Source organism: Stenotrophomonas sp. T8 (assembly GCF_051853085.1).
Lineage (GTDB): Bacteria > Pseudomonadota > Gammaproteobacteria > Xanthomonadales > Xanthomonadaceae > Stenotrophomonas > Stenotrophomonas sepilia.
The window spans coordinates 300,051-325,309 of the sequence record NZ_CP195329.1 but is presented as its reverse complement, the minus strand read 5'-3'; the positions used below and the strand labels follow the sequence as shown (position 1 = coordinate 325,309).

Below are 25,259 nucleotides of genomic sequence, written 5' to 3'. Positions count from 1 at the left end.
CCGGCCGTGACTGGCGGGGGCCTGCAGGGTGTGCCGACCAACGGTCGGCCCCCACCGGTAGTGCCGGCCGCTGGCCGGCAATCCCGGGGATGCGGTTGCCGACCAGCGGCCGGCACTACTCATTACAGGGTCACCGTCTCCACCACTTCCAGGCCGTAACCGGCCAGGCCGATCTGGCGGCGCGGGGTACCCAGCACCCGCAGCTTGCTTAGGCCCAGGTCGGACAGGATCTGTGCGCCGGCACCGTTGCGGCGCCACTGGCCCACGTCCTTGTCCTTGCCCGGCACCACCGGCGCCGGCTGCTGGCGCAGGCGGGCCAGCAGGGCTTCGCCATCGCGCGGGGCCGACAGCACCACCATCACGCCAGCGCCCTCGGCATCGATTGCCCGCAGGGCGTCGGTGGCGGCCACGCCGAAGTCGTCACGGCGCCAGTGCAGCAGATCGGCCAGCGGGTTTTCCACCTGCACGCGCACCAAAGTCGGGGTCTGCGCATCCGGGGTACCCCGGACCAGCGCGAAATGCAGGTCGTGGGCGATGCGGTCGCGGTAGGTCACCAGCTTGAACGGGCCGAATTCGGTGTCGATGTCGCGCTCGTCCACGCGCTCGACGGTCTTTTCGGTGGCCAGGCGGTATGCGATCAGGTCGGCGATGGAGCCCATCTTCAGGCCGTGCTCGCGCGCGAACACTTCCAGCTCCGGGCGGCGCGCCATGCTGCCATCCGGGTTCAGGATTTCCACCAGCACGCCGGCCGGTTCCAGCCCGGCCAGCATGGCCAGGTCGACGCCGGCTTCGGTATGGCCGGCGCGGGTCAGCACGCCGCCCGGCTGGGCGATCAGCGGGAAGATGTGGCCCGGCTGGTGCAGGTCCGACGGCTTGGCGTTGGGCTTCACCGCGGTGCGGATGGTGTGGGCGCGGTCGTGGGCCGAGATGCCGGTGGTAACGCCCTCGGCGGCCTCGATGCTGACCGTGAAGTTGGTCTGGAACTGCGCGGTATTGGCCTGCACCATCGGCGCCAGGCCGAGGTCGGCGGCGCGGGTGCGGGTCAGCGGCAGGCACACCAGGCCACGGCCGTGGGTGACCATGAAGTTGATGTCCGACGGCTTGACCAGTTCGGCGGCCATGATCAGGTCGCCTTCGTTCTCGCGGTCTTCGTCATCGACGATGACCACCATGCGGCCCTGGCGGATGTCTTCCAGGATTTCCGGAATCGGGGCGAAATTCATGCGGCATCTCCGTGTGGGTGCTGACCGTTGGTCGGCACACTGATCAGGCGCTCCACATAACGGGCGACCAGATCGATTTCCAGATTGACTGCACTGCCCACGCCGGTGGCGGAGAAGGCGGTGTTGGCCACGGTGTGCGGAATGAGGGCGACTTCAAAGCCTTCATCGTCCACTTCGTTGACGGTGAGGCTGACGCCGTCCACGCAGATCGAACCCTTCCTGGCGATGTAGCGGCGCAGCGAGGCCGGCGCGGCGAAGCGCCAGCGCTGGGCACGTGCATCTTCGTGGATGGACAACACCTGGCCGAGGCCGTCGACGTGGCCGCTGACCAGATGGCCGCCGAGGCGGTCGGTCGGGCGCATGGCGCGCTCCAGGTTGATGACCGCACCCTCGCCCAGCTGGCCCAGCGTGGTCAGGCCCAGAGTCTCGGTGGACGCATCAGCCTGGAAGCTGCGGGCGTCGAATGCGATGACAGTGAGGCAGACGCCGTTGATGGCAATGCTCTCGCCCATCTGCACGTTGTCGAACGGCAGATTCCCGACATTGAAGGTGAAGCGGACATCGCCGCCGATGGATTCACGTGCGGCCAGACGGCCGACGCCTTCGATGATTCCAGTAAACAAGTAACGTTCTCCGCGAAAAGTGAGCGAAAAACGCCGCAAGGCAAACAGGTGCACGCAGGGCAAGAGCCCTGTGGCACCGTCTTCTTTCATCCGGACTATGACCGTCGGCTCCGGCATTGGACCGGATCTGCTGACCCCCGGCCGTGGGCCGGGGCGCTCGCGGGCTCGTGCTTGCGCACCTACCGCCGGTGGGGAATTGCACCCCGCCCTGAAGACGTTTGTGTACCGGCGAACCGGTCTGGTCAGTGTACCAGCCCGGCCTGAACGGGTGGGATTCCCGGGGTCGGATCCCTTTCCGCAGGAAAGGGCTCTGACCCCGACCACGTCTGGCCAGCCTGTGACGGCCGTCTCTCGCATTTTGTAAAACTTTCATTAAAATCCGCAGCGGACGACATGAGGTCGCCACGGGCAGCCGCGAGGGCAGGCCCGCCAATGGACTGAAACTCACAGGAATTTCCATGCGCAAGATCCTGATCGTGGCCGCCCTGCTGGCCGCCGCCCCGTTCTCGGCTTCGGCCGAGGCCCTGAGCTACACCTACGTTGAAGGCGGCTGGACCCAGGTCCAGGTTGACGACAACCTGCTGGACGACCCGAAGGTCGACGGTGGCTACCTGCGCGGTTCGGTCGCGCTGGCCGAGCAGGTCTACGTGTTCGGTGGCTGGTCGCGCACCAGCAAGACCCGCCACTACGGCGAAGATTCGCTGAAGCTGGAACTGAACCAGCCGGAGCTGGGTATCGGCTACCACATGCCGTGGACCGACCGCCTGGACTTCACCGCCGATGCCGCCTGGGTGCGCCAGAACGCCGAATCGACCCTGCGTTATGACGGTGTGCGTTACCACGGCAAGGACCACACCAATCTGGGCCGCGTCACCATGGGCATCCGCGGCAAGCCGTCGCGCATGACCGAAGCCTGGGTCAAGGCCGGCTACATGGATGGCGGCAACAACTACAAGGGCACCTGGGTCGGCACTGTTGGCGGCCAGATCAACTTCACCAAGACCTGGGGCCTGGTGGGCGAGATCTCCGGCTACCGCGACGTCACCCAGTACTCGGCCGGCGTCCGCGCCAGCTTCTGATCCAACGGTCGCTCCTCGTCGTGCGATCGAACGGGCCCCGCAAGGGGCCCGTTTTTTTTGCCCACACACAACCGCCGCGCAAAAATCCACCACAAGTACCATCTCTTCTGAGAAGACAATCGAAACAGCGTGCCAATCCTGGAGCAAAGTTCTGGCGAAAAACGTGGCACCATGAATGACAGGCGCGAAACAAAGCGACATGGAGCTATCGACAAAAGGTCGATCCGCAGTCGTTCGCAAGGCATTCAAGGAACGTATGGCCTCTATCCATATACACGGCGTGGACAGGACCGCAGACATCCAGCAGTGGTCGATCCGGCACGACAGCCAGCACGGACTGCAGCTGAAGTGCACCTACCACGGAAGGAAGACGGCCTCGTATCCGCTCAACGATTGCGTGATATCTCCCAGCAGAACTCTGGGCCAGACGCTGTTGAGGAAGAAGAGAAGCACGATGGTCAAGTCCATCGCCAAGGCCGTCATCTATGGTGAGAGCTACGCTGTCGTGCACTATCCGGGTCGAGAAAAACCCTATGTTTACAAGATGGATGGACTTGTACTCGCAACACCGACGTCATTGAAGGAAGAAGCAGTCTTCCGCTACTTCTCTGCAGTCGCCAATAGGCGCCGGGAGCGCTCCGAATCCAAGGCCGGAATTGATGCAAACATCGTGCGGCAGCTGGAGGCGCTTTCCAGCAGCCCTGAAACGGCATTACACGCATACTGCACGGCACGCAACAGCGTTCAGCGCGTTGATCAAGGCCTGATCTATCCCTTCGGAGTGAACGAAAGCCAGCTCGCAGCGGTTGAGAATGCGTTTCGTGCTCAGATAAGCGTGATTGAAGGCCCGCCAGGAACCGGAAAGACCCAGACCATTCTCAACATTCTGGCCAACTTACTGCTACGAGGCCAGAATGCCGCAGTGGTCTCCAACACGAACTCAGCCGTAGAAAACGTCTATACCAAGCTGGAGAAGAGCGGACTCGGCCATCTGGTTGCGAAACTTGGCAATCGGGACAACAGGAAAGACTTCTTCAACGCACTCCCCGCGAGGCCCACATCGGAACCGCCCAACTCCCTGCCCCTTCGGGAAGTCCACGCCTTGCTGGAGCGTGTGAAACAACACCTTCACGACAAGAACGAAAGTGCAAGATTGCAGGCCGATCTGGATGAGCTTGTCGTGGAGCAGCGTTACCTGAAGCAATGGCAGGAGAGCAGCGGACTACCGGCAGACGTGGCTCTGGACAAGTACAAACTGACTCCAAGCAGAGCAACGGACTTGATGGCCTACCTGAACCATCTAGGGGAACGGCGCATACGCCTGAGAGATAGAGTCGACCTGATCCTGAGCTTCAGGATATTCCGCACTGCTCCATTCGCGTCAATGGATGATCGCCTGTCGGCCTTCCTCTCATTGCAGATGCATTACTACGAAACCGCAATACTGGAAAAACAGGCCGAGCTGCGCGCCTGTCGTGCGCGGCTGGAGAGCGCAAGTTTTGATGCCTTACTAAATTCATTGAGAGCCGCCTCGATGGATCATCTGAAAAAGCATCTTCACCAAAATGCACCACCCTCGGCCAACTTCGGCGCCCAGGACTACCGCACAAAATTCGACGCGTTCGTGCAGCACTTTCCAATCATATGCAGTGGCACGCATTCGATCGTCAACTCGATCGCGCCTGGCGCGATCCTCGACTACATGATCATCGACGAGGCGTCCCTACAGGACATCGTACCTGGCATTCTTGCATTGGGCTGCGCGAGAAATCTTGTCGTAGTCGGCGACAGTCGGCAGCTGGCACACATACCGGTAAAAATTGGAGTACCGGCACCTTCCGACGCCTATGATTGCGAGCGCTTCAGCCTGTTGGATTCCTGCATCGCGGTATTCGGGAAGGATCTCCCGCGAACCCTGTTGAAAGAACACTACCGCTGCCATCCTAGAATTATCCAGTTCTGCAACCAGCAGTTCTACAACGGCGCACTTGTTCCCATGGGCGAGGATTCAGGAGACGCCCCACTTCGGCTCGTGGTCACAGCGAAGGGCAACCACGCACGTGAGAACGCAAACCTGCGCGAGCTGGATTCTCTTAAAGAAATCATCGAAGGCGACGGCGATCCAGTTGGCATTGATGCCGAAGGCCGGGGCTTCATCGCTCCATACCGTGCACAGATTTCATTGTCGGAAACTAAGCTCCCCGCAGATTTCGCGAAGGACACGATTCACAAGTTTCAAGGCAGGGAGTGCGACGAAATAATTCTTTCCACAGTACTGGACAAGAAACGATACAACCAGGAGCCAGAACGGCTCGCATTCGTAGATGACCCACGCATGGTCAATGTTGCCGTGTCAAGGGCCAAGCGGCGCTTCACGTTGGTAACCGGCGATGATGTATTCGCAAACGGCAACGGTCACATCGCGGCGCTGATCCGCCATATTACTTACTATGCGCATCAACACCACCTGATACGCGCCCCGGTGGTCTCGGCGTTCGATCTGCTTTACGGCGAGTATGACCGGTCCTTGGACCGACTGAATCAACGGCTTCGCGCAAGCGACTCACGCTACCGTTCCGAGCAGATCGTAGCCCAATTGCTTCGACAGGCACTATCTACCCCAGCACATCAACGTATGGTGGCACGCTCGCAAGTCCGGTTGAACCAGATCTGTAGCCCTGACAGTACGGTGTGGTCGGAGCGCGAGAGTGGCTTCATGAAGCGCTCAACCTGCGACTTCGTGGTCTACCTCAAGGTAGGAAAGAAGCCCATCGGTGTCATCGAAGTCGACGGCGGCTTCCATGACAGGCCCGATCAAAAGTCACGGGATGCGCTCAAAGACTCGATCCTCGCTAAGGTAGACATCCCGATACTTCGGCTGAAGACCATCGAAAGCGCCGTCGAGGAACGGATCAATACATTCATTGGCCGCTGGGGCCAGCACAACGTGGAAGCCTAGAGCCGAAATCAGTGGCCGCACTTTGTTACCTCGATGCGCTAGGCTTGCGCGCCTCTGGAACAGGAAACACCGTCATGAAGACTCCCCTGCGTACCCTGCTGGCCAGCGCCCTGCTGGCTGCCCCGCTGCTGGCCAGCGCCGCCCCGGCCACGCTGACGCCCGAACAGGCCTTCGATCTGTATGCCCGCGTCCTGCTGGAAGACGACGCCGCCGCGACCCGCACCCTCAACGATGCGCTGAAGCCCGCCTTCGACGGCCAGGACGCGGTAACCCCGAACCCGGGCGCATTGGCCAAGGCGCTGGCCGAACCGTGGCAGGTCGTGCTTGCCAGCACCGGCGCCAAGGCCGACGCGGCCGCCAGCGAGGCGATGTATGCCAAGGCCCTGCGTGATTCGAAGTGCCGCGCCAGCAAGAGCGTGATTGAAGACAACGAGTACGTGGACGACCAGAAGCTGGCGCGCATCACCTTCAGCTGCCAAATGCCCGACCTGGGCAAGGTACGTCCGCTCTTCGCCGCCAGCCTTGCCGCCGACGCCAGCCCGGCTTCGCGCAAGCAGTTCACCGACGCTTACAGCCAGGCGCTGCAGAGTGGCGCGCGCGTGCCGGTCAGCGGCACCTTCACCCTGTACCCGGCCAAGGACAACGGCTACTGGTACAGCGGCAACTTCGATGATCTGGTGGGCAGCGTGACCGGGGCGCTGGCACCGTTCGAGGAATGGATGCAGGACGTGCAGGCGGCCAGCGCACCGAAGGTGACCGGCGTACCCGGCTGCGACCTGCTGCTGCAGCAGCACCGCAGCTGCGTGGCGAAGGTCGCACCCGACCAGATCAGCGGCGTGGATGCGATGGCCGAGGAACTGAAGGCCAAGGCACAGCTCAAGTCAGCCGATGAGATGACGCAGGAGTGCAAGGCACTGCGCCCGATCGCCGAGATGATGTGGACCGACGAGTGCCCATAAGCACGACGTAGCGCCGTTGCCTGCAGCAGGATCAACGGCACTTTCAGAACCGTTGCATGGTCTTGCGCACACTGCGTGATCAATGCTGTTGCCCTCTTCCACGAGGGCAACAGCATGAAGCACCGCATAACCTCGACCACGGTCCTGCTTGTCGCGCTAATGGCGTGCTGGCAGGCCGAAGCGTCCAGACCCAGGACCTTCTACGTGCAACCTTCGGTTGCCTTCGAGTCGACCCAGCTGCGCGACCGCGACATCGATGCGCAACTGAGCGAGAACGACGATTGCCGCGCGTTCCTGCAGTACCACGATCAGTGCGCACCGTCGGTACTGCCGGACGAGTACGACCAGGGCATCAGCCGGCGCAGGCTGCGGTGGAAGTCAACGCAGCTGACGGGAGAAGCACTCGGTGCCTACTGCCGTGACCTGCATGTGCTGTGGAAGCAGCAATGGAAAGAGCAGTGCCCCGCCCACGAGGACGAGGGCACCTGACAGCGCCGGAACGGGGCCAGTGCCCCGCCATTGCCTCACGGGCGCAACAGCAGCCGGATGTCCTCGCCGATCTGGCGCTGGTCAACCACGTGCAGGCGACGCTGCTGGTCCATGGCATCGATGCCCAGGCCGGCCAGCAGCGGACGACCGTTGTCGCCCAGCAGCGTGGGCGCCTGATACAACAGCAGTTCGTCCACCCAGCCAGCGCGCAGCAGCGCACCGGCCAGTGTCGCGCCGGCTTCGGTATGCACCTCGTTGATGCCGCGCTCGGCCAGCAGCGCCAGCACCGCGCCCAGGTCCAGCCGCCCTTCAACGCAGGGCACGCTGGCAAATTCGGCGTCGGCCGCATCCGGCGCACTGACCGCTGCATCGTGCAGGTACAGCGTCGGCGCACCGCCCTCGCGCACACGGCTGCATTCGAGCGAGCGCAGGCGCGAATCGAGCACCACGCGCAGTGGTGGCATCACTTCGGTACCGGCCAGGCGCACGGTCAACATCGGGTCGTCGGCCAGCACGGTATCGGCGCCAGTCAGGATCGCACCGGCGCGAGCGCGCCAGTGCTGCACGTCCTCGCGCGCGGCCGGCCCGGTGATCCACTTGGAGCTGCCGTCGGCCATCGCGGTGCGGCCATCGAGGCTGGCGGCCAGCTTCACCCGCAGCCACGGGCGGTTGCGCTCCACGCGCGACAGGAAGCCCTTGTTGAGCTCGCGCGCCGGCGCCGCCATCAGTCCTTCGGCAACCTCGATACCCGCATTGCGCAGCAGATCGAAGCCACCGCCATCAACCTTCGGGAACGGATCGCGCATCGCCGCCACCACGCGCGTCACGCCCGCTTCAATCAGCGCCAGTGCGCACGGCGGCGTGCGCCCGTAGTGGGCACAGGGCTCCAGGGTGACGTAAGCGGTCGCACCGCGGGCCTCGCTGCCGGCTTCGCGCAGCGCGAACACCTCGGCATGCGGGCCGCCTGCGCGCTGGTGCCAGCCCTGCCCTACCACGCGTTCGCCGTGGGCGATCACGCAGCCGACCATCGGATTGGGGCGGGTGGTGTAAGCGGCACGTTCGGCCAGACGCAGCGCGTTGGCCATGTGCAGGTGGTCGAGGACGGAGAACGAAGGTGTCATGCGGCCATGGTAACGCCGCCGGTGTGGATGCACGCCATCGGCAGATCCACGCCATGCGTGGATGGACACCTCCGTGCCAACCAAGGTTGGCACCCACCAGATCATGGGCGCCTCCGTGCCACCACAGCGGTGTCGGTCAGCCCTTCTTCTTCTTGGTCAGGGCGATCACATCGCCCAGCAGCTGGAGCTGTTCGGTGCTGGACGGCAGGTCGCGCTCGAGCTTCTCGATCTCCTCGCGGAAATCGGCCACGTCCTCGAAGCTGCGGTAGACCGAAGCGAAGCGCACATAGCCCACGTGGTCGAGCTTGCGCAGTTCGTTCATGACGAACTCGCCTACCTTGATCGAGGGCACTTCGCGCTCGCCGCTGATGCGCAGCTGGTGCACCACCGCACGTACCGCCGCTTCGATCTTGTCTTCGGGAACCGCACGCTTCTGCAGCGCGCGGTCGAACCCCGCGCGGACCTTGCGCTGGTCGAACGCTTCACGGGTGCCATCGCTTTTGACGATGGCCGGCAGCTTCAGCTCGACCGTTTCCAGGGTGCTGAAGCGCTCGCCGCAGGCTTCGCATTCCCGCCGACGGCGAATCGTCGCGCCGTCTTCAGAGACGCGCGAGTCGATGACCCGGGTATCGGCATGTTGGCAGAAGGGGCAATGCATGGAACGCCTGGCTCAGGGAGCGATTGCCACCATCATGGCAGCGTCGCAAAGGTACCTGAGAAAGGGCGCCGCAGCAAATGCTGCCTGCGCGGAAGCGCCTGCATTCTGGCCACCCAGCGTGTCCGACGAGTTGGGGAGCCCGGCTCAACCCGGTGCGGGCGGCGGCGATGCCACGCGTGCCCAGCGCAGCCAGGCCAGGTGCCCGGCCATCACCAGCAGCGGCGGGCCAAACCCGAGAAAGCCCAATGTCGAGATCTCGCCATTGCTGATCGTGGAGTACAGCGTGGCGACGACCACGCCCGACGCGGCCAAGCCACCCAACGCCAAGCCGACCCAGGCCACAACCGGTGATTGGCGCAGGCCGGCAACACCGCGCCACAGGAACAGCCCGCTCAGCCACAACCACGACAGCAGGCCGATGATGCCGGCCGACGACCACAGCAGCAACAGCGTGTACTCGTCGCCCGTCAGGTACTTGCCGTCCCATACGGCCATCAGCCCCAGCATGGCACCCGTGCCGCCTGCCGCCACGGTGGGCAGGCCTACCAGCAGGCCGGCAATCGCCATCGCGCGTTTGTGCAGGCGCTCATCCATGCGTTCGATGTCCTTCCATGGGCCACGTCATGCGCGGCGCTTGATCCACACCAGCATCGCCGCCGGCACCAGCATCGATGGGCCCAACAGCAACAGGGCGATGCCTTCGGCGTGGACGGTGATGCTCCACCACAGCGCCAGCCCCAGCGGGGGTACGGCGGCAAGACCGCCGGCCAGCAGCAGCCACCACCAGAGGCGATGCACCTGCAGCCCGGCACGCCCCTGCAGCAGATACCCGGCGCTGAGCCACAACCAGGCCAGGCAGCCGGCAATGCCGGCGAGGCCCCACAGCGGCATCACCGTCACCGCGGCCAGCGTGCCATGGCCGAACTGGCCCAGCCCCGTCAGCAGCAGCATCGTCGCCGCGGCACCGCCCACCACCAGGCTGGGCAGGCCGAATGCCACCGCCAGGGTGGCGTACAGATACTTGAGGCGGCGCTCATCCATGCGCGGGATTCCTGGTGACGGGGTCAGAGCCCTTCCCTGCGGGAAGGGATCCGACCCCCTGCGCCGATCAGCCGTAGACCGGGTACTTGCGGCACTGCGCGCTGACCGCGTCGCGCACGCGGGCGATGACGGCATCATCGTTCGGCGCGTCCAGCACGTCGGCGATCCAGTTGGCCAGGTCCACGCAGTCCTGCTCGACGTAGCCACGGGTGGTCACGGCCGGGGTGCCCAGGCGCAGGCCCGAGGTCACGAACGGAGAACGCGGGTCGTTCGGCACCGAGTTCTTGTTGACGGTGATGTGAGCCTTGCCCAGCGCCGCTTCCGCATCCTTGCCGGACACGTCCTTGCCGATCATGTCGACCAGCATCAGGTGGTTCTGGGTGCCGCCGGAAACGATCTTGTAGCCGCGCGCGATCAGCGTGTTGGCCATCGCCTGGGCGTTCTTCACCACCTGCTGCTGGTACGCCTTGAAGCCCGGTTCCAGCGCTTCCTTGAAGGCCACGGCCTTGCCGGCGATGACGTGCATCAGCGGACCGCCCTGGATGCCCGGGAACACGATCGACTGCAGCTTCTTGACCAGGTCTTCGTCGGCGCCCTTGGCGATGATGATGCCGCCACGCGGGCCGCGCAGGGTCTTGTGGGTGGTCGAGGTGACGACGTGGGCGTGGTCCAGCGGGCTCGGGTAGACGCCGGCGGCGACCAGGCCCGCGACATGGGCCATGTCCACGAACAGGTAGGCACCGACCTTGTCGGCGATGGCGCGGAAGCGCGCCCAGTCGATCACCTGCGAGTAGGCGGAGAAGCCGGCCACGACCATCTTCGGCTTGTGCTCCAGGGCCAGGCGCTCGACCTCGTCGTAATCGATCAGGCCCTGGTCGTTGACGCCGTACTGCACGGCGTTGAACAGCTTGCCCGAGGCATTGACCTTGGCACCGTGGGTGAGGTGGCCGCCGTGGGCCAGGCTCATGCCGAGGATGGTGTCACCCGGCTGCAGCAGGGCGAAGTACACGGCCTGGTTGGCCTGCGAGCCGCTGTGCGGCTGCACGTTGGCGTAGTCGGCGCCGAACAGCTGCTTGAGGCGGTCGATCGCCAGCTGCTCGGCGATGTCCACGTATTCGCAGCCACCGTAGTAGCGCTTGCCCGGATAGCCTTCGGCGTACTTGTTGGTCAGCTGGCTGCCCTGGGCTTCCATTACGGCCGGGCTGGTGTAGTTCTCGCTGGCGATCAGCTCGACGTGGTCTTCCTGGCGCTGGGTCTCAGCGGCGATGGCCTTGGCCAGTTCGGGATCGTAGGTTTCGATGCGGACGTCACGCGGGAACATCGGGTACTCCAGCAGGCAGGGAAAGGGGTACGGCTCAGCCCCTGATTGTAGCCCCGCACCGGCCTGCCGGGGCCGGAAAGGCCGGGGCCGGCACTCCCGAAGGAATCCGGCCCCGTATGGTTTCGAGGGACGTCGTGGGATCACAGCCCTTTCCGTGGAAAGGGATCCGACCCCAGCCGCGATCCTCAGCGACTGTTGATGATGTAGTCAGCGATGATGCCGGTCGCCACCGCCACCAGCAGCATGTTGCCGCGGTCGTCGCGGATCCAGTGGTGCCCATACGGCGGGCGGCGCAGGTGGTAGCGCGGGTAGTCGTTCACCACATAGATCGGGCCGCGGTAGTAATCGCGGTAGCGGTGGCCGACCTTCCAGCCGTAGCCCGGGCCGTAGGCCGGGCGGTAGACCACGCGCGGCGGCGGCGGGGCCGGACGGTAGTAGCGGTCGTGGTCGCGGTGCCAGTCTCGGCGGTCGCGCTCCCAGTCGCGGCGTGCCTCGCGGCGGTCGCGTTCCCAGTCACGGCGGTCCTGTCGCCACTCGCGGCGGTCCTCGCGCCACTCGCGGCGGTCATGGCCGCGACGGTGGTCGTTGTCGGCAAAGGCCGGGGCCACGGCGCCGAGCGCCAGCACAGAGGCCACGGCGCTGGCCATTACTCGATTGATGCGCATGTCAGACCTCTGCTTGGGTGGTGGTGAGCCCATATTGCGCACCCGATCTGAACCGTTTCCGGCTGGAAACGCTTCCCGCTGCAGGACTGTGACGAAGTATTCAGGCCACGGCCAGCCAGCGCCCCTGCCACGGGCGCGGCCCGGAACCGGTTCCGGCTATAATTGGCGGTATTCCTTTCCAGTCTGTGCCCGCTGCCACAACGGGATGTTCCCGTGATGGGCCGGGCGCAGGGCCGCGCCTACGGAGACCTCATGTCCTCGCAATACATCTACACCATGAACCGCGTGTCCAAGGTGGTCCCGCCCAAGCGGCAGATCATCAAGGACATTTCGCTGTCCTTCTTCCCGGGCGCGAAGATCGGCCTGCTGGGCCTGAACGGCGCCGGCAAGTCCACCGTGCTGAAGATCATGGCCGGCGTGGACACCGATTTCGAGGGCGAGGCCCGCCCGCAGCCGGGCATCAAGGTCGGCTACCTGGCACAGGAACCGGAACTGGACCCGAACAAGACCGTGCGCGAGTCGGTCGAGGAAGGCGTGGGCGAAGTGCTGCAGGCCCAGGCCGCACTGGAAGCGGTGTACGCCGCCTACGCCGAAGAAGGTGCCGACTTCGACGCGCTGGCCAAGGAGCAGGAGCGCCTGGAGGCGATCCTGGCCGCCGGTGATGCCCACACCCTGGAAAACCAGCTGGACGTGGCTGCCGATGCGCTGCGCCTGCCGCCGTGGGACGCCAAGATCGCCAACCTGTCCGGTGGTGAAAAGCGCCGCGTGGCACTGTGCCGCCTGCTGCTGCAGAAGCCGGACATGCTGCTGCTGGACGAACCGACCAACCACCTCGACGCCGAGTCGGTTGAATGGCTGGAGCAGTTCCTGGCGCGTTACACCGGCACCGTGGTGGCCGTCACCCACGATCGCTACTTCCTGGACAACGCCGCCGAGTGGATCCTGGAACTGGACCGCGGCCGCGGCATTCCGTGGAAGGGCAACTACACCGAATGGCTGGTGCAGAAGGATGAACGCCTGAAGCAGGAAGAAAACCAGGAAAAGGCCCGCCAGAAGGCGATCCAGAAGGAACTGGAATGGTCGCGCCAGAACGCCAAGGGCGGCCGTTCCAAGGGCAAGGCCCGCTTGGCCCGCCTGGAAGAGCTGCAGTCGCAGGACTACCAGAAGCGCAACGAGACCAACGAAATCTTCATTCCGCCGGGCGAGCGCCTGGGTAACATGGTGATGGAGTTCAAGAACGTCTCCAAGAAGTTCGGCGACCGCCTGCTGATCGACAACCTGTCGATGCTGATTCCGCCGGGCGCGATCGTCGGCATCATCGGCCCGAACGGCGCCGGCAAGTCGACCCTGTTCAAGATGATCACCGGCCAGGAAAAGCCGGATTCGGGCGAGATCGTGATCGGCCCGACCGTGCAGCTGTCCTACGTGGACCAGAGCCGCGACAAGCTGGAAGGCAACCACAACGTCTTCCAGGAAATCGCCGGCGGCCTGGACATCCTCAACATCAACGGCATCGAGATCCAGTCGCGCGCCTACATCGGCCGCTTCAACTTCAAGGGCCAGGACCAGCAGAAGATGGTCGGTTCGCTGTCCGGTGGTGAGCGTGGCCGCCTGCACATGGCCAAGACCCTGCTGCAGGGTGGCAACGTGCTGCTGCTCGACGAGCCGTCCAACGACCTGGACATCGAAACCCTGCGTGCACTGGAAGACGCGCTGCTGGAGTTCCCGGGCAACACCTTCGTGATCTCGCACGACCGCTGGTTCCTGGACCGCATCGCCACGCACATCATCGCTTTCGAAGGCGACTCGCACGTGGAGTTCTTCCAGGGCAACTACCGTGAGTACGAGGAAGACAAGAAGCGCCGGATGGGCGATGACGCTGCGCCCAAGCGCCTGCGCTTCAAGGCGCTGAAGTAAGGCAACCGGAAAGGCCGCGCTCGCGCGGCCTTTCTCCTTTCGGTAGGTCACCACCGTTGGTGGTGACGCTTTGAAGCGTACCGACCAACGGTCGGTACCCACCACCAACGGTCGGTACCCACGTTCTGCATTCGGGTAGGTCACGACCGTTGGTCGTGACACCTTATCGTCGCGAGAATCTCCATGTCCCTGTTCGAGCGCATGTTCCAGCTGCAGCAGCACGGCACCACCGTGCGTACCGAGCTGCTGGCCGGCATCACCACCTTCCTGACGATGTCCTACATCGTCTTCGTCAACCCGGAGATCCTCGGCACGACCGGCATGGATGCGGGTGCGGTGTTCGTGGCCACCTGCCTGGCCGCCGCGCTGGGTTCGGCGGTAATGGCGCTGGCGGCCAACTTCCCGGTCGGCATGGCACCGGGCATGGGCCTGAACGCGTTCTTCGCGTTCACCGTGGTCGGCGCTGCCGGCCTGCCGTGGCAGCAGGCGCTAGGGGCGGTGTTCATCTCCGGACTGGTGTTCCTGGTGTTGTCGCTGACCGGTGTGCGGGCATGGCTGGTGTCGGGCATTCCTTCGTCGCTGCGCTCGGCGATCGTGGCCGGCATCGGCCTGTTCCTGGCGATCATCGCACTGCAGAAATCCGGCGTGATCGTCGGCAACGAAGACACGCTGGTGGCGCTGGGCCCGTTGAACACGGCGCCGCCACTGCTGGCACTGGCCGGTTTCCTGTTGATCGCAGTGCTGGAAGCACGCCGGATCCGCGGCGCGATCCTGATCGGCATCCTGGCGGTGACCGGTGCGGGCTGGGCATTGGGCGACGTGCAGTACCAGGGCCTGGTCTCGCTGCCGCCGAGCCTGGCCCCCACCTTCCTGCAGCTGGACCTGCCGGGCCTGCTGCACCATGACGGCGGCGCACCGATCGCGGTGCTGCTGCAGGTGGTGCTGGTGTTCGTGCTGGTGGAAGTGTTCGATGCCACCGGCACCCTGTACGGCGTGGTCGGCCGCGCCGGTCTGCTGAAGCTGCCGGGCGCACAGAAGCGCTTCGGCCGCGCGTTGCTGGCCGACAGCACCGCCATCGTGGCCGGTTCGGTGCTCGGCACCAGCAGCACCACCGCTTTCGCTGAAAGCGCCTCGGGCGTGCAGGTGGGTGGCCGTACCGGCCTGACTGCACTGGTCGTATCGGCGCTGTTCCTGGCCGCGCTGCTGTTCTCGCCGCTGGCGGCGATGGTGCCCAGCTATGCCACCGCACCGGCGCTGCTGTTCGTGGCCGGCCTGATGCTGCGCGAACTGGTGGAAGTGGACTGGAGCGACCTGACCGAATCGGTGCCGGCCGCACTGTGTGCGCTGGCGATGCCGTTCACCTACTCCATCGCGAATGGCCTGGCGTTTGGCTTCATCGCGTATGCGGCACTGAAGGCCGGCACCGGCCGCTGGCGCGAAGTGCATCCGGCGGTATGGCTGGTGGCGGTGCTGTTCACCCTGCGCTACGCGTTGGAGTAAGCACACGGTGGTGCCGGCCAGCGGCCGGCACCACCGGTCGCTGGGTTCACCTGCTGCGCACGGTGCTCTGGGATGATGCGGGCATGGTTGCGCCCGTCCTTCCCGCAGATCCGTCTTCGCCGTTGCGCCGCCGCCTGCTGCGCGCGGCCGTGCTGGCGCCGTTGGCCGGTACGCTCGCCACCCTGCCCGGCTGCTCGCTGCCGGTGCAGGTCGACGGCACCTTCCTGCAGCCCTGGCGCAGCCACCTGCAGTGGGGACTGGCCGACTGGCAGCGCTCGTTGAAGCTTGCACATACGCTGGGCTGCCGTCAGCTGGTGCTGCAATGGACCGGCATCGTCGGCGGCAGTGACGGCGACTGGTCACTGCCCGACGGCAGCCTGCAGCAGCTGTTCATCGCCGCCAGCCAGAACAACCTGCGCATCCGTGTCGGCCTACCCTTCCAGCAGCGCTGGTGGCAGGCGATCGGCGCCGACGACGCCGCGCTGCAGGCGTTCCTGGCCGACAGCCTGGCGCACGCACGCAGCTGGTTGGCACAGGCGCCGTGGGCCGAGCAGCCGGCCTTCGGGGGCTGGTACCTGCCCTACGAACTGGAGCAGTACCACTGGGCCGATCCGGCCCGCCAGCAATGGCTGGCGCAATGGCTGCACGGGCTGGCAGACGCCACCGGCGCGCGCGGCGGTGACTGCGCGATCTCCTGCTACTTCAGCCGCCTGCAGTCCGATGGCGACCTGGTCACGCTATGGCAGGCGGTACTGGCCCAGGCCACGCTGCGACCGATGGTGCAGGACGGCGTGGGCGTTGCCGGCGCCGGTAACGTGCAGCAGCTTCAGCCGTTGCTCGATCATTTCCACGCGCACGACATCGGCTTCGATGTGATCGTCGAGCTGTTCCGCGAACTGCCCGGCAGCGCCGCTGATGGCAGCGGGTTCAAGGGCGAGACTGCCGATGCCGCACGAATCCAACGGCAGCTGGCGTGGGCACGCGACAGCGGCGCACAGCACGTGCTGGTCTATGCGCTGGAGCCGTGGCTGACCCAGGACACGCCGCAGGCGGCGGCGCTGCGGCGCCGGTGGGGGCTGCCTCAGTAATAGAGGATGGCGGTGGCGAACAGGCCCTTGGCGCGCTGCGTATCACCGCCACCGATCGCAAAGCGGTACTGCACGGTCAGGTCGAGGTAGGAACGCGGCGTGTTGTAGTGGTCCTCGCGGAACCAGTAGCGCACGCCGAGGCCCGGCCCTGCGCCCATTGACCAGCTGCGCTGCGTATCGTTGAGCGCGAACGACTGTACCGGAAACAGCGGGTAGCGGATGCCGCGCACGCGCGAGCGCTGGTCCAGCCAGTCCGCCCCCACCACAACATACGGCGTGACCACCCAGTGGGTCTGCCCGGCACCGAAACGGAAGCTGCGTCCGGCGCGCAGTTCAGCGGCAGCGAACCACTGTTCGCGATGCAGGCGCCCATTGGCATCACCGATCCGCCGCACTGGCATGCCGTTGGCATCGAGTGCATCCAGGGTGAAATGCGCGCTGTTGTCATCCCATGTGTAACCGCCCTGCGCGTAGCCGCTGACCATCCACCACTGGTTCACGTCGGTGCGCAGGTCGGTACCGTGGTAATAGCCGTAGGTCAGGTAGGACATCCAGCCACCGGAACCGCTGGCCAGGCGGTAGCGGGCCAGGGTGCTGGATTCCAGTGGCGGGTTCAGGGCCAGCTGCATGCGGCACTGCACGGCCGCGGAGGCGGGATAGACATCGCCCGTGCGCGTGGCACTACCGAGGAACTGGCGGCGCTCGATGCCGGCGCTCAGGCCGGTCTGGCCGAAGGCGTAGCGCATGCCGAACGAGGCGATGGTGGACGGCCAGCCGGTGGTGGAACGCGAACGGCTGAGACGGGCGGCGCGTGCACGTGCGTCGGGTGTCGATTCGCCGGTGCACGGGTCCACTGCGCGGATCGATTCGTAGGTGCCGCCCTCGTCGTACAGCGTGTTGAGCAGCCGCGTGTAGAGCTCCAGCGTGCCATGCTGGTCGTTGAACGCCGGGGGCCGCCAGAACGCTTCCAGCGTGCTGAACACCGAATCGCCCGGCGTACTGATCGCCGCGCCGCCGACATTGGTCGCGGCCTGGCGCGCGCCGCGGAAGCCGGCCGAGGCGATCACGCCCCACTCGCGCGAATAGTTGGCGATGGCATTGCGCACGTTGTAGCGCTGATGCGCATCCAGAGGCAGCTCACCGGCGTCGGCGCGATCAATGGCGCTACGCAGCAGCGACACCGCCTGAGGATGATCGCCGTTGGCCGCACTCGCATACGCCTGGTCGATTACCACGCTTTTGGGTGCCTTGCCGGTGGCCTCGGCGGCACGGAAGTCGGCCAGTGCGCGCGCCGGTTCGTGGGCCTTCTGGTTGAGATAGCCGCGCTGCATCAGCAGCCCGGCGTCATCAGGGCGTTGCGCCAGTGCCGCGTCCAGGCGCAGCCGTGCTTCGTCCTGCTGGCTGCGGTTGCCTGCCGCCAGCGTGGTGGTCAGCAGGCCTTGCAGGTCTGCATCGTCCGGTGCGAGTTGCACGGCCTGCCGTGCTTCACCGATGGCCTCGGCAAAGTCCTGCCGCGCGTAGGCTGCATATGCGCGCTGTGCAGCGCCACCGTCGCCCTGCAGGTCAGCCGGCATCAGCTCGCAGATATTGGCGGCGTCATCCGATTGGCAATGCTGGAACGGCGCTGGATAGGCCTGCGCACTCATGCGGGGAAGCTCGCGACTGGATCCGGTCGCCCTGGCGCGCTGCTCGATGCCCTGCTGCAGCAACTGCTGCGCGCGTGCATCGCCTGCATCGGCTGGCAATACCGGCCGCAGCGGCGCCAGCAGTGCAGCCGCACGTGCGCGATCCCCAGCGGCCAGGGCCGCATCCACGGCCAGCAGGCGCACGTTGCGCTGTTGCGTTGTGGACCCCGGCATGGCGAGCGCGGTGTCGAAGTCCTCATTGGCAAGCACGGTCTTGCCCTGGCGCTGGCGCAGATAGCCGCGCATCACCCGGGCATTGAGATCCCCGCCGTCGGCCTGCAGTGCCTGGTCGGCGCTGCGCTCGGCGTCGGCCAGCTGCCCCTGCTGCAGCTGCGCGGTGATCAACAGCAACCGGTACGAAGCAACATCCGGCGCAAGCTCGACGGCGGCGCGCGCCTGCGCGACGGCCGCCGCATCGTTCTGCGTGGACAGCGACTGGTATGCCTGCTGGGCCTGCAGCAGCGCGCGCTGGCGGGCCAGCGCCACGCGCCGCGCGCGCAGTTCCTCGACGTTCGGTGCGCCCAGCTGCAGCGCCGTGCCGATGGCCGCGTCGGCCAGTTCGGCCTGTTGCTGTTCTTCCAGCGCCGCCACCCACAGCATCGCCCAGGCACCCTGCTTCGGCTGCTGGCGGAAGGCCTGCTCGGCCTTGCTGGCCGCTTCCCACATGCGCCCGGCGTCATAGGCAGCATAGGCCTCGGTGGCCAGCGTGTAGGCCTGCTGCCTGGCGCGGTCTGCGCCGCTGCCGGCCGCGCGCGGTGGAGAGGGTGCGCGCCCGCCCCGGGCATCCGGGGGCGTGCTGCGCGCAGCGGTGGCAGCGGCCAATGCCGGCAAGGCCGGATCCTTCAACCCGGCATCCAGTGCACGGCGCGCCTGCTGCTGCGCCTCCGCCGGCCGGCCCAGTTTCTGCAACGCATAGATCTGCAGCAGGCGCAGCCGCACCACGTCCGGGCGCAACCGGATCGCTTCGCTGGACTGCTGGTAGGCCGTAGCGTAATCACCGCGCTCGTAGGCGGCGAAGGCCTGCTCGGCGACGCGGTAGGCCGCACCGGACAACGGCAGCGGCGCATCGGCCTGCGCCTGTGCCGGCGCGGTAGCCGTTGCCAGGGCGACAGCGATGACGGTGGACAGCAGCGTGGTCTTCATGCCGGCAAGGCTCCGGGAGGCGGCGACTGCAGCGCGGCCGCACGCCGGCGCTGCTCCTGCATGGCCTGGGCGACGGCGTCCTCGGTGGTGATGCCCTGCTTGACCAGGTAATCGCCAATGCGGCCATCGCGCTGCGGCTTGTACGCATCCAGTGCAATCTCGAAGCGCGCGTGGTCGATCAGGCGCATCTCCACCAGCAGGTCGCCCAGCAAGGGCACGTTGTCCAGCTGCCAGTGCTGGTCGCCGCCGATCAGGCGCAGGCCTGCGTTGATTTCGCTTTCGCGGGCGATGCTCTGTTCGATGTGTGCGCTGCGGGTTTCCTGCTTCAGTAGCGCCAGCGCGTCTTCGGGCAATGGGCTGGCCACGGCCAGCCGCAGTGTCTGCTGCTGCCGCGGCGGTAGCGGCAGCATGCGCCACTGCACGCAGGCATCGCCGCTGACCGGGAATGAGCCTGCGCGCAGGTAGTCGATGTCGATGACCGCACGCGGCAGGTCGCCCTGGAAGGCGATGGCTTCGGCCAGGGTTTCATCATCCAGCCAGCCCTGGGTGAGCAGGATGCGGCCCAGCGGCTGCCGCCGGCCGGCATGCTGCTGCGCCAGCGCCTGCTGCAGCCGCTCCGGTTCCACCGCCTGCCAGGTGGTCAACAGCTCACCGAGTTGCTTGCGGGTCTGCACCAGCTGTGCCGCATCGGGGAAGTCGTGCATGGTCTTGTCCCAGACCATGCGCTTGCCGAACAGCAGGTAGGCCAGGAACACCTTCCATGCGCGGGCGGTGGCCATGAAGTTGATCATGTTGCCGACCACCATGCGCGGGATCGACATCAGCGCATGCTCCCAGCCGTACAGGCGGTTGACGAAGTAGAAGCGCTGCACGACGCGGGTCGCCAGTGCCGCCGTGGTCAGCAGCGCGACATTCATCTGCCAGGTACCGGCCTGGAACACGCTGGGGAACTGCATCGTCCACACCCCTGTCGCCTTCAACAGCCAGAACAGCAGCAACTGCAGGAAAATGAGGTAGGCGATGATGCTGACGAACGAGGTGATGATGCCCTTGCGATCGCGCGCCAACAGGTACTTGGTAGCCAGCGAACCGCGCCAGCCCAGCGACTCCCAGCTCTGCAGGCCGATGCCCAGCACCCAGCGCGCCTTCTGCCGGTACGAGGCGCGGAAGTTGTCGGGGAAGTACTCACGCACGCACAGCGCCATCTGCTGGGTGCGCTCGCGCACCGGCCCCCAGCCGAACCATGACGGCCGACGCACGCGGAACTGCACCGGGAAGCGGGCGAAGATCGACTGCATGCCCATGGCCGCCAGCCGCGCACCGACGTCGTAATCTTCGGTGAGGCTGTCGGTGTTGAAGGGCTGGTTGTCGGTCTGCGCGCTCAGCGCCAGCAGCGCACGCCGCGAAAAGCAGGTGCCGACGCCGGCCGACGGCACCATGCCGGACACGCTCTCGCGCACCACCAGGTCCTTGGCGTGCCATTCGGCGAACTCGTCCATGTAGACACCGGCCACCAGTTCGTACCATTCGCGGTCCAGTGAGGTGACCGGCAGCTGGATCATGTCCTTGCGCGGCAGCAGGTAGTTGTAGAAGCGCAGTTCCATCGGGTGCAGCACGTCTTCGCTGTCGTGCAGGATCACCCCGGCGAACTCGATGTCGTGGCGCTTCTCGTAGTCGAAGATCGCCAGGATCAGCCAGTTCAGGCAGTCGGCCTTGCTGGTCGGTCCGTCATGCGGCACCTCCACGCGGCGCAGGCGCTTGTAGCGACGGCGCATGCGCTCGACTTCGTCGATGGTCTGCTGGTCGTTGGGATAGGTGCCGACGAACACGACGTACTCGCGGTAGTCGAGCACGTTGATCATGTTCTCGACCATCTGCGCGATGACGTCGTACTCCATCCACGCCGGCACCATGATCGCCAGCGGCTGTTCCGGCCGCTGCAGCAGGTCTTCCTGGGTCAGCGGCCGGTACGCGTCGCGGCGCTTGACGGTCAGCGCGCGCCAGCTCTCGCGCACCCAGTACCAGACATCGATGAACAGGTCATCGAGGCTGGAGATCAGGATCAGCACGGCCACCGCCGCCGCCGTGGTTTCCAGGGCAGCGTAGTAGTTGGCCAGCTGGATGTTCCAGAACAGACCGTCCACGGTGGATCAATGTCCTGCGTTGGCGGACTTGCGGCGGCGCACCTGGGTGACGCGGGCGGCCAGCAGCGCGAATACGATCACGCCAACCAGCAGCAGCAACCAGACCATGTGCCGTTCCCACTTCGATTGCGGATTGCCGTCGTGCGCGAGGCGAGTGCCATAAGGATCCTGGCGGTCGAATTCGCGCACGACATCAGTGCCGTCAAGCACGGCCAGATCGCCGCGCAGCAACCGGAACGGTGCGCTGAACGACGGTGCCTGTGCGCCGAGGTCGCTGTAGAGAACGCCCAGCTGGCCGCCGGACGAACCCACCTGCACCACCGCGGCGTGATCCAGGCCGCTGACATCCAGCAGCGGTTGCGACGTGCCACCGACGCGCAGGCGGCCATCCTTCAGGCCGGCCACATCGACACCGGCCGGTGCAACGCCGAAGGCCAGCCATGGCGCGCCCGGGCTGACCGCGGCACCGGCGTCGACCACCTTCAGTTCCGACACCTCCGGCGAAGCGCCCACTGCACTGGCCACCGCGATGACCTTGCCCAGCGAGGCCGGTGCATCCTGCAGCCAGGCGCCGGGCACGAACACCTGGTTGCCGCGTGACAGCTGGCTGCTGGCACCGACGAAATCACTGCCCAGCGAGCGCCTGGCCAGGGTCAGGTGGCTGCTGGGCAGGATCGAGACTGGATAGCCGGTCGCCGGATCGTGGCAGTAGGGGCGTGCCGGTTGGCGCAGGAAGCTGACACGGATCTCGTTGCGCGCCGACAGCGCGTAGGCCGGTACCTTGGCCACCAGCCGTTGCGGTTGGCCGTTGGCCGACAGCACCTTGCCGCCCAGCAGGTAGTCGTTGAGGTAGATCGTGGCCACCGCGCCCTGACCCGCCGCATTGGGGGCCGCCGAGACATCGATCACCACTTGCTCGGGCAGGCGGCCATCGGCCGACAGCGTGCCCAGATCGAAGCTGGCGCTGCGGTCGGCACGGGTCACCACATCCATGGTTCCGGCGATGTTTCCGAGCCGGCTCAGCAGTACCTGGTCACCGTCCAGTTTGGGCGTTCCTGCTGCGCTGACCTGCAGGCTGCGGCCCAGCGCATAGCTGCGCCACTGTTCGGCGAACAGTCCGGCCACCTTGCCCGCTGCCGCCGGGTCGACCACCAGCGTCGGACGGCCCGCAACGGCCACCACGCTGACCGAAGCGTTGGCGGCGGGCTTCTCCAGGCCGCTCATGTCAGTACCGCGCCACGCAGCAAACGCTGCGCCCGCATCGGTGCCCGCCGCGCCGACCTGTGCGGCCAGCGCGTCCAGCGCTGCGCGTACGCCGGCGCGCAATGCCTCGCTGCCGATCATCACATCGGCGGCAAGCGGCCCGCTGTCACGCAACGACAGCAGCGCCCCCACTTCGGCCAGATCCTTGATCGCGTGCACGCGTTCGCCCGTAGCCAGCGCTGCATAGGCCGGCACGCCCTGCAGGCTGGCCGGGACGCTGATGCCGGCCAGGTCGACGCTGTCGCCGACCTTGGGCAGCGCCACCACCTGCACCTGCTTGCCGCCGGCCTGCAACGCGGTACCAATGCGCCAGGCGGCATCATAGGTTGGCGCCTGCAGCGCCTTGCCCTCCACCAGCAGGCGCACCCGCGGTGGCAGCGCGCCCCAGGCCTTGGCGACGGTATCCACGGCACGCCCATCGAAGCGGTAGCTGAAGCGCGAATCCGGCGACAACCGCAGCACATTGGCCGGCGCGCTCTGGTCGGCACATTGGTAGTCGGACACGATCGACCACCAGCCGACACCGACCCGCACGAAGCCGTTCTGGCGGGGTTCGCCATCGATGGCCAGCAGCTGGCTGGCATCGCCCTGGGCATCGGTGATCGAACGCGCGGCGATCGGATCGCCATCCACCGACCACAGGCCTGAAGTTCGCCCGGCGTGGCCACGCACATAGCGGCCATCGAGCTGCAGCTGCGCATCGCGAGTGGCAACACCGGCCGGCACCGGCAGGTAGACCTCGCGCTGGCTCTCCTGCCCACTGAGTACCAGCGGCTGGCGGAAGCCGAGTTCGCGCAGGGTCATCTGCCGGCTCACCGTGCTGTCGCCGCTCCATTCTGCGAACTGGCCGGCGACGCTGTCGGCGGCGTGGGCACTGCCAACCGCGCACGACAGGACGAACGCGGCGGCGGAAACAAACAGGGGACAGCGGCCGGTCTGGCTCATGGCGTCACTTCATGGAGAGGGTGGTGGGCGGCACCGCCGCTGCGGAGACCGGGCGAGAACTCGGGAAGAGGAGCGCCACGCAGGGCGGCGACGATGCGGGCGCTGGCGCGGCCGTCGCCATAGGGACTGCCATCGGGGTCGAAACGGGTCGGCTGCGGTGGCTGTGCCAAGGCCGCATTGACCCCCTCGACGATGCGCGAGGGCGTGGTCCCGACCAGCGTCACCACACCGGCCTCGACCGCCTCCGGGCGCTCGGTGACGTCGCGCATCACCAGCACCGGCTTGGCCAATGCCGGCGCTTCTTCCTGCACGCCACCGGAGTCGGTGAGGATGACGTCGGCGCGCTGCATCAGGCGCACGAAGCGCAGGTAGTCCTGCGGCGGCACCAGGTGCACGTTGTCGAGGTTGCCCAGGTGTGCGTTGACCGGTGCCTGGACGTTCGGATTGAGGTGCACCGGGTACAGTACCTGCAGGTCCGGCCGCTGGGCCAGTTCGGCCAGCGCACGGCAGATGTCCTCGAAGCCCTGGCCGAAGCTCTCGCGGCGATGGCCGGTGACCAGCAGCAGGCGGCGCCCGGGGTCGAGCATGTGGAAGGGTTCGTCGGCCTGGGCACGCAGTGCCGGATCGGCATCCAGGCGCTGCACGGTCTGCTGCAGGGCATCGATGACGGTGTTGCCGGTGACCAGGATCTGCCCGCCCAGATGCTCACGGGCCAGATTGGCGCGCGAGCCGGGAGTAGGTGCATACAGCTGATGACCGACCACGTCGATCACCCGCCGGTTCATCTCCTCCGGCCATGGCCGGTTGATGTCGCCGGTGCGCAGGCCGGCCTCGACATGGCCGATCGGAATGCGGTGGTGGAACGCGGCCAGGGCGGCGGTCATCGCCGTGGTGGTATCGCCGTGCACCAGCACGCGATCCGGGCGGACCTGCGTGTAGAGCGCGTCAAGCCGCTCGAACAGCCTGGAACACAGGCCATTGAGGGTCTGGTTGGGCACCATGACATCCAGGTCATGGTCGGCGGTGATCTCGAACAGCGACATCACCTGGTCGAGCATCGCCCGGTGCTGGCCGGTGATGCAGACCACCGATTCGACATCCGCAGCCTGGGCCAGGGCGCGCACCAGCGGCCCCATCTTGATCGCTTCCGGCCGGGTGCCGAACACCGACAGGACCTTCACCGGGGTGCTCCGGAAGGCCGGTGCTGGAAAATGCCAGGAGCTGTAGCCACGTCTGGATCCTTTCGGCGTTACCGTCCAATGCCCGCAGGCAGGAGACGGTCACCTCATGAGGAAACTCCAAATTCGCGACGTCCATCACAATCGATTGATGGCACGTGCGTCGTGGCAGTGATCTTCATCGTTGGAAGATCAAGACGCAGTCAACGCCGCCCGTGGGACGGGCGACGTTGCGGCGGAACGCAGCAGGGGCAGCCG

19 protein-coding genes and 1 riboswitch are annotated in these 25,259 nt (G+C 66.1%); of the genes, 7 read left to right on the top strand and 12 right to left on the bottom strand.

Annotated features, from left to right (window positions below):
- Positions 1-122 precede the first annotated feature (122 nt).
- Entirely contained in the window at positions 123-1,223 is a 1,101-nt protein-coding gene (gene ribB / locus ACSDHM_RS01425) for a 3,4-dihydroxy-2-butanone-4-phosphate synthase (protein WP_334271913.1), read from the bottom strand.
- Positions 1,220-1,846 carry a riboflavin synthase gene (locus ACSDHM_RS01420; RefSeq protein ID WP_065178777.1) on the bottom strand — a complete coding sequence of 209 codons (627 nt, stop codon included), beginning with the start codon at positions 1,844-1,846 and terminating at the stop codon, positions 1,220-1,222. The genes ribB and ACSDHM_RS01420 overlap by 4 nt, the downstream gene beginning before the upstream one ends.
- Before the next feature lie 74 nt (positions 1,847-1,920).
- Positions 1,921-2,066: riboswitch (FMN riboswitch) on the bottom strand.
- Positions 2,067-2,304: 238 nt separating this feature from the next.
- Between ACSDHM_RS01420 and ACSDHM_RS01415 the strand changes: the two genes are divergently transcribed.
- From ACSDHM_RS01415 to ACSDHM_RS01400, 4 genes are all read left to right on the top strand, one after another.
- Entirely contained in the window at positions 2,305-2,925 is a 621-nt protein-coding gene (locus tag ACSDHM_RS01415) for a hypothetical protein (protein ID WP_072167834.1), read from the top strand.
- A gap of 454 nt (positions 2,926-3,379) precedes the next feature.
- A complete protein-coding gene (locus ACSDHM_RS01410; RefSeq protein WP_227838186.1) occupies positions 3,380-5,884 on the top strand; it encodes an AAA domain-containing protein in 2,505 nt (834 codons plus the stop codon).
- A 74-nt stretch (positions 5,885-5,958) separates the two neighbouring features.
- Entirely contained in the window at positions 5,959-6,843 is an 885-nt protein-coding gene (locus ACSDHM_RS01405; RefSeq protein ID WP_111007850.1) for a hypothetical protein, read from the top strand.
- Between the two features lie 114 nt (positions 6,844-6,957).
- Positions 6,958-7,332 carry a hypothetical protein gene (locus tag ACSDHM_RS01400; RefSeq protein ID WP_072167922.1) on the top strand — a complete coding sequence of 125 codons (375 nt, stop codon included), beginning with the start codon at positions 6,958-6,960 and terminating at the stop codon, positions 7,330-7,332.
- 35 nt (positions 7,333-7,367) lie between these two features.
- Here the strand turns inward: ACSDHM_RS01400 and ribD are convergent, their stop codons facing one another.
- From ribD to ACSDHM_RS01370, 6 genes are all read right to left on the bottom strand, one after another.
- A complete protein-coding gene (gene ribD / locus ACSDHM_RS01395; RefSeq protein ID WP_072167921.1) occupies positions 7,368-8,453 on the bottom strand; it encodes a bifunctional diaminohydroxyphosphoribosylaminopyrimidine deaminase/5-amino-6-(5-phosphoribosylamino)uracil reductase RibD in 1,086 nt (361 codons plus the stop codon).
- A gap of 136 nt (positions 8,454-8,589) precedes the next feature.
- Positions 8,590-9,111, bottom strand: a complete 522-nt coding sequence (nrdR, locus tag ACSDHM_RS01390) for a transcriptional regulator NrdR (RefSeq protein WP_005415256.1) — start codon at positions 9,109-9,111, stop codon at positions 8,590-8,592.
- A 144-nt stretch (positions 9,112-9,255) separates the two neighbouring features.
- A complete protein-coding gene (locus tag ACSDHM_RS01385; protein WP_088496290.1) occupies positions 9,256-9,705 on the bottom strand; it encodes a hypothetical protein in 450 nt (149 codons plus the stop codon).
- Between the two features lie 27 nt (positions 9,706-9,732).
- Positions 9,733-10,152 (bottom strand): hypothetical protein, encoded by a 420-nt coding sequence (locus ACSDHM_RS01380; RefSeq protein ID WP_072167831.1) that lies wholly within the window; start codon positions 10,150-10,152, stop codon positions 9,733-9,735.
- A gap of 67 nt (positions 10,153-10,219) precedes the next feature.
- On the bottom strand, positions 10,220-11,473 hold the full coding sequence (gene glyA / locus ACSDHM_RS01375; RefSeq protein ID WP_057494411.1) for a serine hydroxymethyltransferase: 1,254 nt from the start codon (positions 11,471-11,473) through the stop codon (positions 10,220-10,222).
- A gap of 185 nt (positions 11,474-11,658) precedes the next feature.
- Entirely contained in the window at positions 11,659-12,138 is a 480-nt protein-coding gene (locus tag ACSDHM_RS01370; RefSeq protein ID WP_049414548.1) for an RcnB family protein, read from the bottom strand.
- Between the two features lie 252 nt (positions 12,139-12,390).
- On the opposite strand from ACSDHM_RS01370, the gene ettA reads away from it, so the two are divergent.
- From ettA to ACSDHM_RS01355, 3 genes are all read left to right on the top strand, one after another.
- Positions 12,391-14,055: an energy-dependent translational throttle protein EttA gene (gene ettA, locus ACSDHM_RS01365; protein ID WP_005415249.1), complete on the top strand. Its 1,665-nt coding sequence runs from the start codon at positions 12,391-12,393 to the stop codon at positions 14,053-14,055.
- Positions 14,056-14,238: 183 nt separating this feature from the next.
- Positions 14,239-15,555 carry an NCS2 family permease gene (locus ACSDHM_RS01360; RefSeq protein WP_070488733.1) on the top strand — a complete coding sequence of 439 codons (1,317 nt, stop codon included), beginning with the start codon at positions 14,239-14,241 and terminating at the stop codon, positions 15,553-15,555.
- Between the two features lie 83 nt (positions 15,556-15,638).
- On the top strand, positions 15,639-16,643 hold the full coding sequence (locus ACSDHM_RS01355; protein ID WP_334271909.1) for a DUF4434 domain-containing protein: 1,005 nt from the start codon (positions 15,639-15,641) through the stop codon (positions 16,641-16,643).
- On the opposite strand, the gene ACSDHM_RS01350 is transcribed toward ACSDHM_RS01355, so the two are convergent.
- From ACSDHM_RS01350 to wecB, 4 genes are read right to left on the bottom strand one after another with little or no spacing between them, the layout of a single operon-like run.
- Entirely contained in the window at positions 16,637-19,471 is a 2,835-nt protein-coding gene (locus ACSDHM_RS01350) for an NfrA family protein (RefSeq protein ID WP_439426587.1), read from the bottom strand. The two genes, ACSDHM_RS01355 and ACSDHM_RS01350, sit on opposite strands and share 7 nt — an antisense overlap.
- Positions 19,468-21,615, bottom strand: a complete 2,148-nt coding sequence (locus ACSDHM_RS01345; protein ID WP_353080394.1) for a glycosyl transferase family protein — start codon at positions 21,613-21,615, stop codon at positions 19,468-19,470. The genes ACSDHM_RS01350 and ACSDHM_RS01345 overlap by 4 nt, the downstream gene beginning before the upstream one ends.
- A 6-nt stretch (positions 21,616-21,621) precedes the next feature.
- Positions 21,622-23,823 (bottom strand): hypothetical protein, encoded by a 2,202-nt coding sequence (locus tag ACSDHM_RS01340; protein WP_180890812.1) that lies wholly within the window; start codon positions 23,821-23,823, stop codon positions 21,622-21,624.
- On the bottom strand, positions 23,820-25,004 hold the full coding sequence (gene wecB / locus ACSDHM_RS01335; RefSeq protein WP_088496286.1) for a non-hydrolyzing UDP-N-acetylglucosamine 2-epimerase: 1,185 nt from the start codon (positions 25,002-25,004) through the stop codon (positions 23,820-23,822). The genes ACSDHM_RS01340 and wecB overlap by 4 nt, the downstream gene beginning before the upstream one ends.
- Positions 25,005-25,259 lie beyond the last annotated feature (255 nt).